Origin of the sequence: Lysobacter sp. Root76, assembly GCF_001428685.1 — a bacterium.
GTDB lineage: Bacteria > Pseudomonadota > Gammaproteobacteria > Xanthomonadales > Xanthomonadaceae > Lysobacter.
Genome location: NZ_LMIK01000001.1, coordinates 401,458 through 418,141 on the forward strand (window position 1 = coordinate 401,458; position 16,684 = coordinate 418,141).

Sequence of the window (16,684 nt, forward strand, 5' to 3'; positions counted from 1 at the left end):
GAAGATCTTGTGAACTGTGACGTAGCGCACAAAACACCCCCTCCCCCGTCCCTAGCATCCGCCCCCGGCCACATAGGAGGTGCCACCACATCACCAATCACGAACCGGAGTCGCACGTCTAAATGTCCCCTTCCACCCTTCGCAGCCGCAAGCTGCCCAGAGCCTTCCTTTCGCTCCTGCTTCCGTCGCTTGGCTTCGCCGCTATCGGTTCCGCCCAAGCCGCAACCTTCTATGTCCGCACCGATGGTGGCGATGCCGCCCAATGCACCGGCCGCGCCGATGCAGCCTATCCCGGCAGCGGAACCGCCCAGGCCTGCGCCTGGAAGAACCCCAACATCGCCATGCCCTCTTCGGGTAGCGCACGCATCGCAGGCGGCGACACCCTGATGATCGGCGCCGGCAGCTTCCAGATCGGCAGCGGCGGTTACATGCAGAAGATCCCGAGCGGCCCGAGCGCGACCTCGCGCACCCGCATCCTCGGCAAGGCCGGCACCAAGCTGGTCGGCGTCGCCGGCACCCATCGCGTGCTCAACCTCGACGGCAGCTCGAACGTCGAAGTCGGCAACCTCGAAATCACCGACAACAGCGATTGCGTCTACAACCATTCCAATGCCGCTGCGGCCTGCACCAGCGCGATGGCCTGGGCCCGCGTGGGCGTGTACGCCACCGCGTCGAACAATGTGTGGATGCATGACGTGAACGTGCACGGCATGGCGGCGCGCGGCTTCAACGCCGGCGGCCTGTCCAACTGGACCCTCGAACGCGTCAAGATGAACAAGAACGGCAGCGCCGGTTGGGACGGCAACGTCGGCACCGGTTCGAACTCCGGCCAGATGATCATGCGCGACATCGAGATCGGCTGGAACGGCTGCGGCGAGCGCGTCGCGACCGGCGAGCCGTGGGCGTGCTGGGCGCAGACCACCGGCGGCTACGGCGACGGTTTCGGCACGGTCGACACCGGCGGCCAATGGCTGATCGAAGACGCCTTCATCCATCACAACACCTCCGACGGCCTCGACCTGCGCTACATGGACGGTGCGGACACGACCAACGTGACGCTGCGCCGCATCTACTCGGTCGCCAACGCCGGCAACCAGGTCAAGATCAAGGGCAACTCGCTGATCGAGAACTCGGTCCTGGTCGGCAACTGCACCTATTTCCACGGCAAGTACTACATGGCCGAGGGCGATCTGTGCCGCGCCTACGGCAGCACGCTGCTGCTGATCCTGACCGGCAACGACACCGCGACCGTGCGCCACAACACCATCGCCGGCGAAGGCGATGCGCAGATCGCCTATGGCGAAGGCGCTTCCACCGACAAGATCAACATCCAGAACAACCTGGTGGTCGGCTTCCCGTACTACGCCAACAGCTCCACCGCGACGCTGTTCAGCGGCGGCAGCGCTCCGGCGGCCAAGTCCTTCTCCGGCAACATGGCCTGGAAGGTGCGTACCTGCCAGACGGGAACCACCTGCACCCAGGACCCGAAGCTGACCAACATGACCCTGGCCGCCTTCGATGCCGAACCGCTCGCCGGTAGCCCGGTGACCGACAAGGCCCCGATGATCAGCGGCATGTCCACCGACTTCGTCCTGCAGCCGCGCCCCTCGGGCGCCGCCAACGACGTGGGCGCCTACGAAATCCAGGCCGGCTCCACGCCTCCGCCGCCGACTCCGACCTGCACCCGCGCAGCGCCGACCGTGACCATGACGGGCCCGACCGCCGCCGTCGCCGCAGGCACGGAGAACAAGTACACGGTGAGCCTGAAGAACAACGACAGCAGCGACTGCGCCAACACCTCGTTCGCTCTCGCTCGTAGTGTTCCGACCGGCTGGACGGGCGAGTTGTCGACGACCGCGATCGCGCTTTCTCCTGGCGCCAGCGGCTCTGCGACCCTTGCCGTGATGTCGACCACCACGGCTGCCGCCGGCAGCTACGGCATCGGCCTGGGCGTCAGCAGCGCCAACGGCTCGGTCCATACCGGCAATGCGTCGGCCACCTACTCCGTCGCCACTGCCGGCCTGACGGAAACCGTCAGCACGAGCAAAGCCTCCTACAAGGCCGGCGAAGTCGTGTCCATCACTGCCCGCGTCCTCAAGAACGGCGTGGCGGTCTCGGGTGCGAAGGTCGCGTTCGACGCGCTCAAGCCGAACGGCGTCAACCACGTGATCCTGAGCGCCACCACCGACGCCAACGGCTATGCCCGCGTGTCCTTCACCTCCGGCGTGGGTCCCAGCTCGATCGGCACCTACAAGCTGTCGGCGGTGGCCACCTCCGGCAGCCTGACCAAGACGGCGACCACGACCTTCTCGGTCTACAAGTAATAGTCCTCCCCGCCCCAACGAAGAGCCCCGGATATCCGGGGCTCTTTTTTTTCTGCGATGCCGGACGATCCGTTCGTCGGAGGATCGGCGGCAGCCCAAGCGGGCACGCGAGCCTCAGCGATTCACGACCTCATCGCGGCGATCGCGCCAGCGGTAATACGCGAGCCCCACCCATTCGTGCAGGGCAAGCTCCGTATTGACGAGCGCGCTGGTTCGCGGAACGAGCGCCCACGGCACGCGCGACGGCAGGCTGCGCGCATCCGCACCCAGCGGACACACTTCGAAGCCTGCGCTGGCAAAGGCCGCGCGAGCGCGCGGCATGTGGATCAGCGAGGTCACCAGGACGATGCGTCGGGGCAGCGGCGGCGTCATCCCTGCGGCATGACGAGCATTGCCCCAGGTATCGTCGGATCGGCTTTCCACGCGCAGGGCCGCCACCGGGACATCCTGCATTCGCGCGTACGCTGCCATCAGTTCGGCGACAGCGATGCCTCCCTGCGGCCCACCTCCCTCCAGCACCAGCGCGCGCCCTTCGCGCGCATGCCACCAGGCTACTGCGCGATCCATTCGTCGCCGGGAAGCCAGGTTGAGCACGGAGAAATCGGCATGGCTCCGCGGGCGCCCGTCGGTACCGCCCCCCAACACGACGGCGATCGACGGCGGCGCGGTTTGGCATGCGAGCGGCGCGGCGATCGGACGTTGCAGCGACTTTCCGAGCAGATTGGCCACCAGCGGCGTCATGGCCGCGAGCGCAACGACCGCCAGCGAAACGCTCGCGATCAACGGCCAGCGCTGGCGCCGACGACGGGCCCATGCCCAGGGCATCACCGCACCCGCAAGCAACAGCCATGCCAGCGGAGATAGCAACCAGGTCGTCACCTCATCGCGACCGCGTCATCAGGCCCATCGTCATCCGGCGCAGTTTCTGATCCAGCGCCATGACCGGCAAGGCATACAGCAATACGAACAGCAAACCGGCGACAGACAGCCGCGCCCAGATGGCGTGCAGTCCGAACAGGTCGGTGCCGCGCGCCACCCCCACCAGCACCAGCAAGCACGCGAGCGACACGGCGATCGCATGCGCGTCCGGCAGGCGCGCCAATCCCTTCGGGCAGATCGCAAACTGCGCGAGGGCCAACGCGCCGTAAGCGATCGCGGTTGACCATGCGGCGCCCATGTAGCCCATGCGCGGAATCAGAATCAGGTTCATGACCACGTTCAGCAGCGCCGCGCCCAAGGTGATGATCAGCACCTGCATCGTCCGCTTCTTCAATTGCAGGCCGTAGTTCGAGATGGCGAGCATGGAATAGGTCGACACGGTTATTCCGATCACGATGAACACTTCGCCCGACGCTGCCTTGTCGTGCCCGCTGAGCGCCACCAGCATGTCCTCGCCCGACACCAGCAAAATTCCGATGATGGCCGCCACCGCGTAGGTCATCGGCAGCAGCACCCTCTCCTTGAGCGCACGCACCGCGGAGCTGCCGCCGGTTTCGTAGGCACGCATCACCACTGGCGTGAACGCCTCGGACAGGGTCGCGTCTATGAAGACGTTCAGCTGCATCGCGAGCGAATAGCCGATGGCATAGATGCCGACGGCCGCGAAATCGCCGGTGAGCTGCTTGAGCAGAACACGATCCACGTTGGCCAGGATGCTGAAAGCCAGCTCATGCGCCATCAGCGGAAGCCCGTAGACCAGGCCGCTACGGACGGTATGCCAGTCGACCGCGTCGCGCGCTACGTTGACGTTGCGGTACATCCAGTGCGCGAGCCACGCCAACAGCAGTATCGTGGCGACGATCTTGCCGCCGTATACCGCCAGCGCGCTTCTTTGCACCAGGATCACGGCGCCCAGCACGAGCACCAGTTCGAGCATGCGGCCGATGACGCGAACGGCCATGACGATGTCCGAACGCTCGCTGGCACGTATCACCATCTGCACGATGTTGACGGCCGCCAACATCGGCATCATCAGCACCGCGCACCAGACCAGGGGAGAGAACGTACCCTCCCCCAGCCAGGACCAGAGCACGATCACCGACACGCCCGCGAGCCATATCGTTCCGGACAGCATTAGCGGCATCAGCACCATGTTGGTGCCGAACTCCTGCATTCGTCGCTCGTTTCCGTCGTATGGGTAGAAACGCACGATCGCGTGCGGCGTGCCGAGCTTGATGATCGCGACGCCCAGCAGCATCAGCGTGTCGTAGTACCTGAGAATGCCGAACTGGGTATTGTCGAGAAAGCGGGTCAGGATCGGGAACGAGATGAAACCCGCCAGCATCACCAGGCCATTGGAGATCGAGTAGCGCAGGTAATGCGTCACGATGCCGGGCCGTTCCCGCGGCAGCTCGCGAATGCTCTCGTCCGCGCCCGAGGCGCGTCCCGTCGAACTGTTCATCCCGCGCAACCTCGATCGCCATGGAGGATCATTACGCATCACCGCGGGGCGGCGCCCCGATGAACCGGGCCGCCGGTAGAAGGCGGGCCGGAGGAAACCACCGGCTCCGTCGAATCGGATAAAGGCGCGCGGACACGTGCGTCCGTTGCGGACCGCGCATCGAGCACTTCCACGTACGCGCTGTTCGGCGGACGACCGAGGACATCCAGGACTTCGACGCCGCCCGCAGCGTTGTAGGTATGGCAGCCATCGACACTGCGCTTCAGGTAGGGAGCCAGCCTAGAAAGTTGCCGCTCGCGGTAGGTCGTGGGCCCCAGTTCCAATACCTCGTTGAACACGACGGCGTTGCCGTAGCCGGGTCCGCAATCCTGGGCCGGCCGGATCAACCTGCCGTTGCGATGGAACAGCTTTCCCGCCATTCGGGCGCGGCGTACGTCGCAGACGATGGGGGACGCCGGATGCGGCGCATACGGCCCCTCGAGCTTATCGGCGACGAACAGGAACAATTCGTCGCAGGTGTTGTTCTGGTTCTCGGCGACGTTGGCGAACAGGTACCAGTGGTCCTCGTGATGATGCAGGGTCGGATCCACGCAGACGCGCCCGGTGACGAGATCCTTCACCCGGGCCCATCCCAAGGGGAAGTCGGTGGCCCGATACAGGCTGACGCGCCGGTCGTAGCCGGACTCGACCGTCATGTACCACTGCCCCTCCCATGCGAAGACCTGCGGGAAGGACAGGTGGCCGGGTTCGTCCAGCGCGACGCCGAGCGCGCGCGCTCCGCCCGCGGTCAATTCCACACAGGCGATCGTGGCCTTCTTGAGTCGCGGGTCCAGCATTTCCTCCACGAACAGCAGCCTGCGTTCCTGCGCCATCACGACGAAGGGATCGCCCCACCATCCTTTCGGCGCTTTCAGCAGCGCGTGCGATCCGATCGTCGGCGACTGCGGATCGAGCGGCGCCCCGCCCAGGCGCAGCACCAGCGTCCAGCCGACGCGAGCGTTCCTGAACCAGCCTGTCAGCCAACGCGGAGAAGCGCGCACGATCGACAGGAAGGCGCGCAGTCCGACAGCCCGCCCGACCGGCGCCTGCGACTGCAGTTCCAGCGTCGCCATCGAAAGCGAGCCCGCAGCGAGGCCTCCCTGGGCGACGCGATGCAAGGCGCGCAGCAGCAAGGCAGGCAGCTTGCGGAACGCGTCCTCGCGCTGTTTGAGAAACGAAGTCGCCCGAGTCTTGCCCCAGCTGGCTGCCAGGTCGATGGGAGCCTGGTCCGGCTCGTGCAGGATCAGGGCCATCCGCGTCGCTGTTTCACGACGCATCATCGGGCCGAGCAGCGAGAACCCCGCATGGCGAGGGTCGAGCAGGCTCGCGTCGACATGCCAGCAGGCGCACTCGATCTGGCCAGCCAGCGCGGACGCCCAGGATTTCGTACCGAGCACGATGACCAGGTCCGGGCGCGAGCTGCTGATGCGATCAAGCAGGGAGACGCCGTCCCCAGGACCTGCTGCCGCATGGCCGGCATCCTGTGGGGGATCGGACGGCATCGGCATCGCCGCTAGGCTGCGGGTGCCGCCGAGCAGGGCATGCTCGAACGCAAGCAAGGCGCGGACGCCCCTGGGAATCCCGGAGACCTTGGGCAGCGTCGCGTCGGCGGCGGCCAGCGTCGTCAGCTCGATCCAGTCGTAGCCAGCGACCAGGCCGTGGAATGCCTGCACCCAGGCAGGTACCTGTGGCGGCCCCACCAGAGCCACGCGCAACGGCCGCGTGGCTCCCGGAGGCGCGGGATAGAGAGGGGTCCGTGCTTGCGTGCCGATCTCTTTCATCCGCCCTGGCGCCCCGGCAGTCGGCTCATCCAGCCCGTGATCGCTTCGATCAGGCGCTCACGCTGTGCCCGCCCGAAATACGTGTGGTCGCAATCGGGCCAGTAATGCATGGTCACGCGCGGGTCGCGCGCCGCAGCGCCGAAGGCCCACTCGAACTGGCGCGCATGCAGGAACCGGTCGGCAAAGCCACCGCTGAAGATCCATAGCAAGCGGACATCGCGCGCCACCATCGCCGCGAACTGCTCGCGGGCATGCGCATGGCTGGGCCAGGTGCGGAAGGCATTCGAATCCAGACTGGCGTTTCCGCGCATGCGCCCTCGCAGCTTGCGGGCGAAATGCCGCCATTCCCTGGGCAGGCGACGCAGCAGTTCCAGCCCGCGCGCGTAGTAGTACCAGGGGCCGGTGAAGCACAGCCCGTCCAACAGCAGTACCGCCGACACGCGCGTATCGATATTGGCGACGTCCCAGCCGGTATCGGCGGCGCTGCAGATTCCACCCACCGCGAAGGTGCGACAGCCGTGCATCGCCTCGAGCTGGTCCAAGGCGGCGATCGTCGCCTGGGTGGCATCGCACTCCGGCATGCGCGGCGCCTCTCCCACGCCAGGGATGTCGTAACGGAAGGTTCGGATCCCGTGCGCCGCCAGCTGCTGGGCCAGCAGCACGTGCAAGCGGAACGGCCCGGACCGGGGCTGCAAACCCGCGCTGGGCAACAGCAGCGTCGGCCCTGTTCCGGATGCGCCGCTGAGCACGCCATGCAATCGCCCGTCCGGACCGAAGCGCACGAACACATCGTCTGCCACGGCCGCTTCGATAGGATTGGCATCCAGCAATGCATTCATGCCCATGCTTCCTCGCGTACGGCCTGTCCCAGCTTCCCGACCAGCTCGCGAACCGGAGGCGTGAGGAAGAACGTCGCATCCATCGCGGCGCCGACATTGAAACTGGGGGCATTCGCAGGCAGCGGCAGGGTTCTCGCGATGTCCATGGGAAGCTCCGCCAGATCATGGCGAACGATCGCCCACATGGGCACATCGTCGCGATGCATGCCCTTGTCCAGACGCGTTTTCCCGAGGTCCGCGCGCAGGCGCGAGGGCGCGGGAAAGCCCATCAGTTGGCCGTCCGAGGGATCGGTGATGCGGGGCACGCCGGCACGCGGCGGCGGGCGCAGCGCACGTTCGCGCGCATCGGTCTCCACCAGTTCCTGCACCCAGGCACCGCCATCGACGATCGGTTCCCAAAGCAGGATCAGGTCGGCCGCGCCGCCGCTCTCTAGCCATCCGCGCAATGCCAGCGCGCCTCCCCGCCATGCGACCAGAACCAGTCGTTTGATCCGGGTCCGTTCGCGCAGCGCGGCCACCGCCAATTCGAGATCCCGATGCATCGAGGCCAGATCCAGCTCCTCCCCGGAGCCCCCGGAATCACCGGTGCCATGGAAGTCGAAACGCAGGGTCGGCAAGCCCAGGCCCGCAAGTTCGCTGGCGACTTCGGTGATGAACCGGCGGCTGCGCGGCAGTTCATGCAGCAACGGCGGCACCAGGACGATGCCGGTCGAAGACGCGCCCGATGCGGCGTGCAGCGCTGCATACAAGCGGTGCGACGACGGTCCAAGCCAGAACGGTTCCCAGCCATCGAGGCTCATGGCGAGCGCCTCCGTGCAATTGCGGGACAGCAGTCGAATGCGGCGAAGTTCATGGGCTGGATCCCTGGTTCAATCCGAACAGGCGTCGCAAGCCGCTGCTGATGCGCCCGCCCACGCCGCCCGCCGGTACGGCGTCCTCCGTGGCAGCGGGCAGGCCCGCCGCGACCTGGGCCAGGGTCTCCGCGCCCAGGCGAATCAGCTTGATCCGCCTGCCGGTATCGCGTTCGACGCGATTGGCCATCTGTACTGCGAGCATCGAATGGCCGCCCAATTCGAAGAAGTTGTCGTCTGGGCCGGCGGGCAGACCCAGCAACTCGGACCAGATCTCCGACAGGTAACGGACGCGTGGGTCGGCTGCCGCCCCAGTCGCGCTCGGAGGAGGCGAAACGGCCTCCTCTTTAGCGACTGGCGGCAGCAGCGCGTTCCGGTCGATCTTGCCGTTCGGCAAGAGCGGAATCTCATCGAGCACGACGAAGTGCTGCGGCAGCATGTAGGCCGGCAGCAGTTCACGCAGGTGTGCGCGCAACGCCGCCTCTTCGATGGTCGCCCCCGGCGTGGCGACCACATAAGCCACCAGGCGCTGGTCGTTCGCGCGATCCTCGCGCACGATCACGAGCGCACGGGCGATCTCCTCGCGCGTGGCGAGATTGGCCTCGATCTCGCCCAGCTCGATGCGATAGCCGCGCACCTTGACCTGGTGATCGAGACGCCCGAGATGCTCGAGGTTGCCGTCCGCGCGCCAACTACCGCGATCGCCGGTGCGATACAGCAAGGCGACGCCATCGTGTCCCGGCGCGCCTGCGGCCGTCGCCGTGTAGCGATCGGCGACGAAGCGCTCGGCGGTCAGATCCGGGCGCTCCAGATATCCCTTAGTGACGCCTTCGCCGCCTATGCATATCTCGCCCGGCACGCCGAATGGGCAAAGCTCGCCATGCGCATCCAATATCCACACGCTGGTATTGCCTATCGGTCGCCCGATATGGATGTCGGGCGCCTGTCCATCGGGATCGGCGGCGATGCGCGCGCAGGTAGACCACACCGTGGTCTCGGTGGGCCCATAGACGTTCCACAGTGAGCCGCAACGCGACAACAGCGATGTGGCCAGGTCGACGGCCATCGGTTCGCCGCCGCACAGGGCTTTGAACCCGTCGTTCCCGTTCCAGCCCGCATCGATCAGCAGGCGCCAGCTCGAAGGCGTGCCCTGCATCACCGTAGCGCCGCTGCTTTCCAGCAACCTGCGCAGTGCGGCACCGTCGCCGGCGGTCTCGCGATCGGCCAGCACGATCTGTGCCCCCACCGCCAACGGCAGCAGCAGTTCCAGCACCGCGATGTCGAACGACAGCGTGGTCACGGCCATCAGCCGGTCCTGCGCAGCCAGTCCCGGCTCGCGGCGCATGCTGTCGAGGAAGTTGGACACGGCACGGTGCGGCACGATGACGCCCTTGGGGCGGCCGGTGGAGCCCGACGTATAGATCACGTAGGCCGGATCCTCGGGCTGTGCGGCGTACTCGTCGCGGCCGAGCCGCGTTGCCGCGGCCGTCGCAAGCTGGGGCGCATGCTCGTCGAACAACAGCACCGGCCTGCCACGCAGATCGAAATGCGCGGCATGCTCGCGCGTGGTCAGCAGCATGGCCAGTCCGGCGTCGGCGGCCATGTAGGCGAGGCGTTCCGTCGGGAACTGCGGATCCAACGGCACATACCCCGCGCCGGCCTTGAGGATGCCCAGCAACGCAGCCAGCATGTCGGGGCCGCGATCGAGCGCCAGGCCGACCAGCGCGCCACGGCGGACGCCATGCTCGCGCAGCACATGGGCGACGCGGTTCGAGCGCGCCTCCAACTCGGCATAGCTCAGGGACGTCGGGCCTGCGCGCAATGCGACCCGATCCGGCGTGCGATCGCACTGGGCCTCGAAATACTCGTGCATCCTGCATTCGCGGTCGTAGGCGACCGCGGCCGGCTGCAACGACGACAACTCGGTACGCGCAACTGCATCGACCAGCGGCAGGCTGGCGAAGTCCGCAGTCTCGCGCTCGATCGCGGCGCGCAGCAAGGCTTCGTAGGCGCGCAGCCAGCGCCGGATGGTCGCGGCATCGAACAGGTCGCGGTTGTACTGGCATTCGAGTCGCAACTGGCCATGGGCCTGCACAGCGTTCACGAACAGCTCGAAAGTCTCGAAGCTGCGCGGATTGCTGTCGAATTCCATGGACACGCCGCGGAACGCGGTGCATTCCTGGTCCATGGCCTGGTCGAGGTTGAACAGCACGCTGACCAGCGGTATCCGCGCGGGGTCCCGTCGTAGCCGCAGCTTCCTGAGGAGCGTGCCGAAGGTGTAACGCTGGTGTTCCAGCGCATCGAGCAGCATGGCTTGCGCGTCATCGATCGCATGCGCGAACGACTTCGTCGAGTCGAGCTCGAAGCGCAGCGGCAGCAGATTGACGCAGTGCCCCACCAGGTGGTCCGCACCGCACACCGCCTGCCCCGCCGCGGGAATCCCGACCACCACGTCCGATTGCGACGACAGGCGCGACAGCAGCGCCGAAAAGCCGGCGAGCAGCGTGGCGAACATACCGACGCCCCGGGCCGCGCCCGTCCGGCGCAGGGCCTCCAGCAAACCGGAATCGAGTACGTGATCCAGGCGGGCCGAAGCGAAGCTGCGGTTCGGCGGCCGCGGCCGATCGGTGGGCAGTTCCAGCACGGGCGTACCAGTGGCGAAGCGCGAAAGCCAATACGCCTCATCGGCTGCCTGGCTCTCGTCGCCCTGGCGCCCTGCCTCCGCCAGTGCGTAACCGACGAACGAGGCCGCGTCGGGGAGCGGCTGCGCCGTCATCTCGAAACGCTTCCCGTACAAAGCTCCGAGCTCGCGCACGATGGTCCACCAGGACCATCCGTCGCAGACGATGTGGTGGGCCGTCAGCAGCAGCAGATGCTCGTCTTCGGCCAAGCGCAGCAGTTCGGCGCGAAACAGCGGCCCCTGGTCGAGCGCGAACGGCGTTTCCACCGTGAGCCGGATGCGCTCGTCGACGGCCATCTGTCTGTCGATTGGATTCAACGACGAAAGATCGGCGATCGGCAACAGCAATGCGGATCGTTCCAGCACACAGAAGGTTTCGCCGTCCGCCCCGATGCTTGCGCGCAATGATTCGTGCCGATCCACCAGCTCCTGCAGGGCGTCGCGCATGAACTCCAGGTTCAGATCGCCGTGGAACTGCAGCGATACCGAAAGGTTGAAGGCCAAAGACGCTTCCGGACCGAGCTGATCGGCAAGCCATATCTCGCGCTGCGGTTCCGTGGTCGGCGCCAGTAGCGCTGGAGCACCGCCGGCGAACGGATCGTGGCCGGTATGCATGGGCTGCGCGGCTTCGTCGCCGGGCATCGCAACTGCCGTCGCGCCCTGCGAAGTATCGAGTTCGGAAAGTTGCTGTTGCAGCAATTGCATCTGCTGCTCCAACAATCGGCGCGCCAGGTTTTCCCCACTTTCCGACTCGGACGCCCCGGCTGGTGCCGCGGACTCCGCCGCCGATGCGGGCATGGCTTCAGGTTCCGGCGGCAGCTGCGCATCCAGCATCGTCGCGAGGCGCTGCAGGCTGCTGCATTCGCCCATCAGCTGCCGGAACGTCAGCTTGACCGAGAATATCTTCTGCAGGCGCAGCGCCACCTGGGTCAGCATCAAGCTGTCCAGGCCGAGTTCCATGAAATTGGCTTCGTCATCGACTTCGGAAAGGTCGAGCCCGACTACGTCCTCGAAGATGTCCGAGAGCTGGCTGACCAGCCGTGCGTGGCGATCCGGCGCACCCGACGTGGCCGGTACGGTCGCATCTTCGGCAGCGGATGCGGGCCCAGGCACGATCGCAACCGGATGCACGGCACTCGCGCTGGGGAGCTGCACGACGTTCGAGCTGGCCGCAGCCTCCACCCAGAAGCGCTGGCGTTCGAACGGATAGGTGGGCAACAACACCCGCTTACGCGAGTGGCGGCGATCGAACGCGGCGATGTCGATCGGCGTGCCGCGACACCACAACTGGCCTGCCGCGGAAAGGAAACTGGAAGCTTCGGTCGCGGGGTCGTCGGCCAGCGACGATACCGCCGTGGCCTGCTGCTTCAGCAGGGCCGGATGCTGGCGCGACAGGCCGCTCAAGGTGGCACGCGGGCCCACTTCGAGCAGCACGCGCGACGGTGTTTCGAGCACCTTGCCCACGGCCGTGGCAAAGCGTACTGGATCGCGCAGGTGCGACGCCCAGTAGTCGGGGGACCTTGCGGCTGCTTCTTCCAGCCAATCCCCGGTCGCGGTCGAGACGATAGGAATCAGCGGCGCCGACAGCTGCAAGGCGGCTACTTCGGCGCGGAACGGCGCCACCACCGGTTCCATCATCTGCGAGTGGAAGGCATGCGACGTGCGCAGCGCGCGGCAGGCAACGCCATCGGCCTCCAGCTCGGCCTGGAAACGCGCAATCGCTTCCAAAGTACCCGATACGACGACGCTGCCCGGTGCGTTCTCGGCCGCCGGCGACAGATCCGCGGGCAGCCTGGCCAGCAGTTCGTCCCAGGCCAGCCGTACCGAAAGCATGCCGCCAGCCGGCTGCGCCTGCATCAGCGCGCCACGCCGCGCAACGAGCTTCAGCGCGTCGGGCAAGGCGAATACCCCGGCCAGCGTCGCGGCGACGAATTCGCCGATGCTGTGTCCGATCATCGCCGCCGGTACTATGCCGCGGCTTATCCATAGCTGCGCGACCGAGTACTCGATGGCGAACGTCGCCGGCTGCATGATCGCGGTGGGCAGCAACGCCTCCGGGTCGCTCGAGAAAACGCGTTCGCGCAGGTCGAAACCGAGTTCCGCAAGCAGCGCATCGGCGCAAGCGTCGAATGCCGCCCGGAATGCCGGTTCAGTGTCGTACAGACCGCGCCCCATGCCCGGGTAGGTCGCGCCCTGTCCTGGAAACAGGAAGACGACATCCCCCTGCCGCACCGGTTTTCCGCGTGCCGCAGCAGCGGCGACCTCCGGACTGCGCAGTTGCGCCGCCGCACCGGCAACGTCGTCGGCGACGACCGCGATGCGATGCGCGAACGCCTTGCGGCCCACGGCGAGCGTCCACGCCACGTCGGCGAGATTGATGTCCGGATCGGCATCGAGACGGTCGGCCAGTTGCGTCGCCGCACGCGAAAGCGCCGTCGGCGTGCGCGCGGACAGCATGAGCAATTGCGGCCCTTGCGCCGCGTCCGACGCCGGCAGCTTCGGCGCCTCTTCCAGCACGACGTGCGCATTGGTGCCTCCGACGCCGAACGAACTCACGCCCGCGCGGCGTGGGACGTCCGTGACAGGCCAGTCCGTCAGGGCGTCGTTGACGACGAACGGCGATCCGGAAAAATCGATGGCTGGGTTGGGCGACTTGAAATGCGCGGTCGCCGGAATGCGTTGCTCGGCCAACGCCAGCGCGGTCTTGATCACGCCGGTCGCGCCCGCGGCTATGACCAGGTGACCGATGTTGCTCTTCACCGAGCCGATTCTGCAGAACCCCCGCTCTTCGGTGCCCCGACGGAATGCGCGCGTCAGGCCCTCGATCTCGATCGGATCGCCCACCGGCGTGGCGGTGCCATGGGTTTCGACATAGCCGATGCTGCGCGGATCCACTTGCGCGCGATCGTGGGCCATGGAGATGACCGCCGCCTGGCCTTCGCTGCTGGGTGCGGTGAAGCTGGCCTTGCCGCCGCCGTCGTTGTTGACCGCGCCGCCGCGGATCACCGCGAATACCTGGTTGCCGTCGGCCACGGCATCGGAAAGGCGCTTGAGCAGCACGATCGCCGCGCCGTCGCTGAACACGGTGCCCTGTGCGCTGGCATCGAACGGCCGGGTATGGCCGTCGGGCGACAGCATCGATCCTTCCTGGTAGAAGTAGCCGCTGCGCGGCGGGCAAGTGACGGTGATGCCGCCGGCCAGGGCCATGTCGCAATGGCCGAGAGTCAGGCTGTCGACGGCCTGGCAGATCGCCACCAGCGAGGTCGAACACGCGGTATGCACGCTGACCGCCGGACCGGTCAGGTTGAGCTTGTGCGCAACCCGAGTGGCGATGAAATCCTTCTCATTGTTCAGCATCACCTGGAAAGCGCCGACCTTGTCGACCAGGTCCGGATGCGCGGACACATGCCGCTGGAAGTAGCTTGCATTGAACATACCTCCGAACACGCCCACCGGAGCCGAGGTGGCGTCGGGCACGTGGCCGGCGCGTTCCAGGCATTCCCACGCAAGTTCGAGGAAAATCCTCTGTTGCGGGTCCATCAATTCGGCTTCCCTCGGACCGATGCCGAAGAACGCCGCGTCGAACTGCTCGACGCCGTCGATCACGCCGCGTGCGGGCACATACGCCGGATCGTCGCGATCCTGCGCACTGACGGCGGGATCCAGATCCTGCGGATCGAAAACCGTGATCGAATCGCGCCCCTCACAGAGATTGCGCCAGAACGCCTCGACATCCGCAGCACCGGGGAAGCGTCCCGCCATGGCGACGATGGCGATCGGCTCGACGGCTATCCCGCCGCTTTCCCTGCGGCGCGCCGATGCATAACGCGCAGGATCGATCTCCGCGGCGCCGCGGCCTTCGAGCGAGCCGGCCAGCGTTGCCGGCGTCGGATGGCGGAACAGCTGCGCGGTGGGTATGGCACTGGCATGCGCGCCGGTCTGCTTGAGCCGTTGCAGCAGCCTTGCCGCCGATAGCGAATCGCCGCCCAGCTCGAAGAAATTGTCGTGCCGTCCGACGTTGTCGACGGCGAGAGTTTCGCCGAATGCGGCGCACAGCGATGCCTCCAGCGCTCCGATGGCGGGCTCGAAGGCATGGGCGAGTTCGGGTCGCTGCCGGGCCGGTGCCGGCAGCGCGCGACGATCGAGCTTGCCGTTTTCGGTCAATGGCAGCGCCTGGAGTTCGACGAATGCGCCGGGAACCATGTAGTCCGGCAGGACAGTCGCGAGATGGGCGCGCAGGGATGCCTGGGAAGCGTGCACGTCGGCGGGAACCACGTAGGCCACCAGCCGCGCCTCGCCACCTGCGCGGTCGTCGAGTGCGATCACGGCACACGCGCGGACGGATTCGTGCCTCGCAAGGACGCTCTCGATTTCGCCGGTTTCGATGCGGAAGCCGCGGATCTTGACCTGGTGGTCGCTGCGGCCGAGGTATTCCAGATCGCCATCGGCGAGCGAACGGGCCAGGTCGCCGGTCTTGTAGAGCCGCACACGCTCGCCTTGAGGCGACTGCCAGTCGAAGAACCGCTCGGCGGTCAAGTCCGGGCGATTGAGATAGCCGCGGCTTACGCCGGCGCCTGCGACGTGGATCTCGCCGACTTCGCCGGCGGCGACCGGTACGAGTTCGGGATCGAGCACATACAGGCGCAGATCGGGAATGGGTTCGCCGATCACGCTGCCTGCATTGCGCTCCAGGTCCGTGCGAGCTACCGGCCGGTAGGTGACATGGACCGTGGTTTCGGTAATGCCGTACATGTTGATCAGCCGCGGGTACCGGTCGCCGTGACGCTCGAACCACGGGCGCAACATCTGCAGCTCCAGGGCTTCGCCTCCAAACACGACGTAGCGCAGCGCCAACGCCGAAGGCTCGCTGGCGGACGCGAGATCGGCATGGATGAGCCCGCGGAACGCCGATGGCGTCTGGTTGAGCACGGTCACGCGCTCGCGCACCAGCAGCGCATGGAACGCGTCCGGCGAGCGACTGACCAGGAACGGCACGACCACGACGCGGCCGCCGTAGATCAGGGCGCCCCATATTTCCCACACCGAAAAATCGAAGGCGTGGGAATGGAAGAAGGTCCACACGTCGTCGGGACCGAATTCGAACCAGGGCTGGGTCGCGACGAACAGCCGCGCGACGTTGGCGTGCGTGACCTGGCAGCCCTTGGGTTTGCCCGTCGAACCGGAGGTGTAGATGACGTAGGCGATATTATCGAGTTGCGCCAGCGGCTCGGGGTCGTGAACCGGCTCCGCGGCGAACTCCGCCCAGTCTCCGTCCAGCAACAAGATCGCGACGTCGGTCGCAGGCAACGCGCCCCTCTGTCCCGTCGATGTCAGCAGCACGGCGGGGCGCGCGTCCTCGAACATGAACTGCACGCGATCGCGCGGATAGGAGGCATCGACAGGCAGGTAGGCCCCGCCGGACTTCAGGATGCCGAGCAGCCCGACCACCATTTCCAGCGAGCGCTCCAAGCCGATCGCGACCAGCGTCTCCGGCCCTACCCCCAGCGCACGCAGGCGATGGGCGAGCTGGTTGGCTCGACTGTTCAGTTCGCGATAGGTCAGGCTGGCGCCCTCGCAGGTAACGGCGATGGCATCCGGCCTCGTGGATGCTTGCTGTTCGACCAGTTGCGGTATGCAGGCGAGCGGACGGTACTGCGAAGAACCATCGGATAACTTGTTCATACCCATGTTTCCCCTACCCGCGCCCGCAGCACTGGCGACCCCACCGTGATGACATCCCAGTCGTAGCCCCCGGTTCGGCACCCGGCA

Annotated in this window: 7 protein-coding genes; 1 reads left to right on the forward strand and 6 read right to left on the reverse strand. The window is 66.7% G+C overall.

What is annotated here, in order from left to right:
• Positions 1-341 precede the first annotated feature (341 nt).
• The gene (locus ASE10_RS01630) at positions 342-2,324 is read left to right on the forward strand and encodes a choice-of-anchor Q domain-containing protein (protein ID WP_162250418.1); all 1,983 of its coding nucleotides are present in this window, start codon (positions 342-344) and stop codon (positions 2,322-2,324) included.
• Positions 2,325-2,438: 114 nt separating this feature from the next.
• Here ASE10_RS01630 and ASE10_RS01635 read toward each other — a convergent pair whose 3' ends face one another.
• The 6 genes from ASE10_RS01635 to ASE10_RS01660 are packed head-to-tail and all read right to left on the reverse strand — an operon-like array spanning position 2,439 to position 16,597.
• Positions 2,439-3,203 carry a YdcF family protein gene (locus tag ASE10_RS01635; RefSeq protein WP_157480962.1) on the reverse strand — a complete coding sequence of 255 codons (765 nt, stop codon included), beginning with the start codon at positions 3,201-3,203 and terminating at the stop codon, positions 2,439-2,441.
• A 1-nt stretch (position 3,204) separates the two neighbouring features.
• Complete coding sequence (locus ASE10_RS01640; protein ID WP_055900030.1) at positions 3,205-4,725, reverse strand: oligosaccharide flippase family protein; 1,521 nt, start codon at positions 4,723-4,725, stop codon at positions 3,205-3,207.
• A gap of 38 nt (positions 4,726-4,763) precedes the next feature.
• Positions 4,764-6,545: a hypothetical protein gene (locus ASE10_RS01645; RefSeq protein ID WP_156087733.1), complete on the reverse strand. Its 1,782-nt coding sequence runs from the start codon at positions 6,543-6,545 to the stop codon at positions 4,764-4,766.
• The gene (locus tag ASE10_RS01650) at positions 6,542-7,384 is read right to left on the reverse strand and encodes a hypothetical protein (protein ID WP_055900036.1); all 843 of its coding nucleotides are present in this window, start codon (positions 7,382-7,384) and stop codon (positions 6,542-6,544) included. Before ASE10_RS01650 ends, ASE10_RS01645 begins: the two co-directional genes overlap by 4 nt.
• Entirely contained in the window at positions 7,381-8,184 is an 804-nt protein-coding gene (locus tag ASE10_RS01655; protein WP_056305607.1) for a hypothetical protein, read from the reverse strand. Before ASE10_RS01655 ends, ASE10_RS01650 begins: the two co-directional genes overlap by 4 nt.
• A gap of 49 nt (positions 8,185-8,233) precedes the next feature.
• Positions 8,234-16,597, reverse strand: a complete 8,364-nt coding sequence (locus ASE10_RS01660) for a hybrid non-ribosomal peptide synthetase/type I polyketide synthase (RefSeq protein ID WP_056305609.1) — start codon at positions 16,595-16,597, stop codon at positions 8,234-8,236.
• Positions 16,598-16,684 lie beyond the last annotated feature (87 nt).

Coding starts and splice junctions, on each gene's coding strand:
- ASE10_RS01630 (WP_162250418.1), top strand. CDS start 342: ATGCCCTCTTCGGGTAGCGCACGCATCGCAGGCGGCGACACCCTGATG.
- ASE10_RS01640 (WP_055900030.1), bottom strand. CDS start 4,725: ATGAACAGTTCGACGGGACGCGCCTCGGGCGCGGACGAGAGCATTCGC.
- ASE10_RS01645 (WP_156087733.1), bottom strand. CDS start 6,545: ATGAAAGAGATCGGCACGCAAGCACGGACCCCTCTCTATCCCGCGCCT.
- ASE10_RS01650 (WP_055900036.1), bottom strand. CDS start 7,384: ATGAATGCATTGCTGGATGCCAATCCTATCGAAGCGGCCGTGGCAGAC.
- ASE10_RS01655 (WP_056305607.1), bottom strand. CDS start 8,184: ATGAGCCTCGATGGCTGGGAACCGTTCTGGCTTGGACCGTCGTCGCAC.
- ASE10_RS01660 (WP_056305609.1), bottom strand. CDS start 16,597: ATGAACAAGTTATCCGATGGTTCTTCGCAGTACCGTCCGCTCGCCTGC.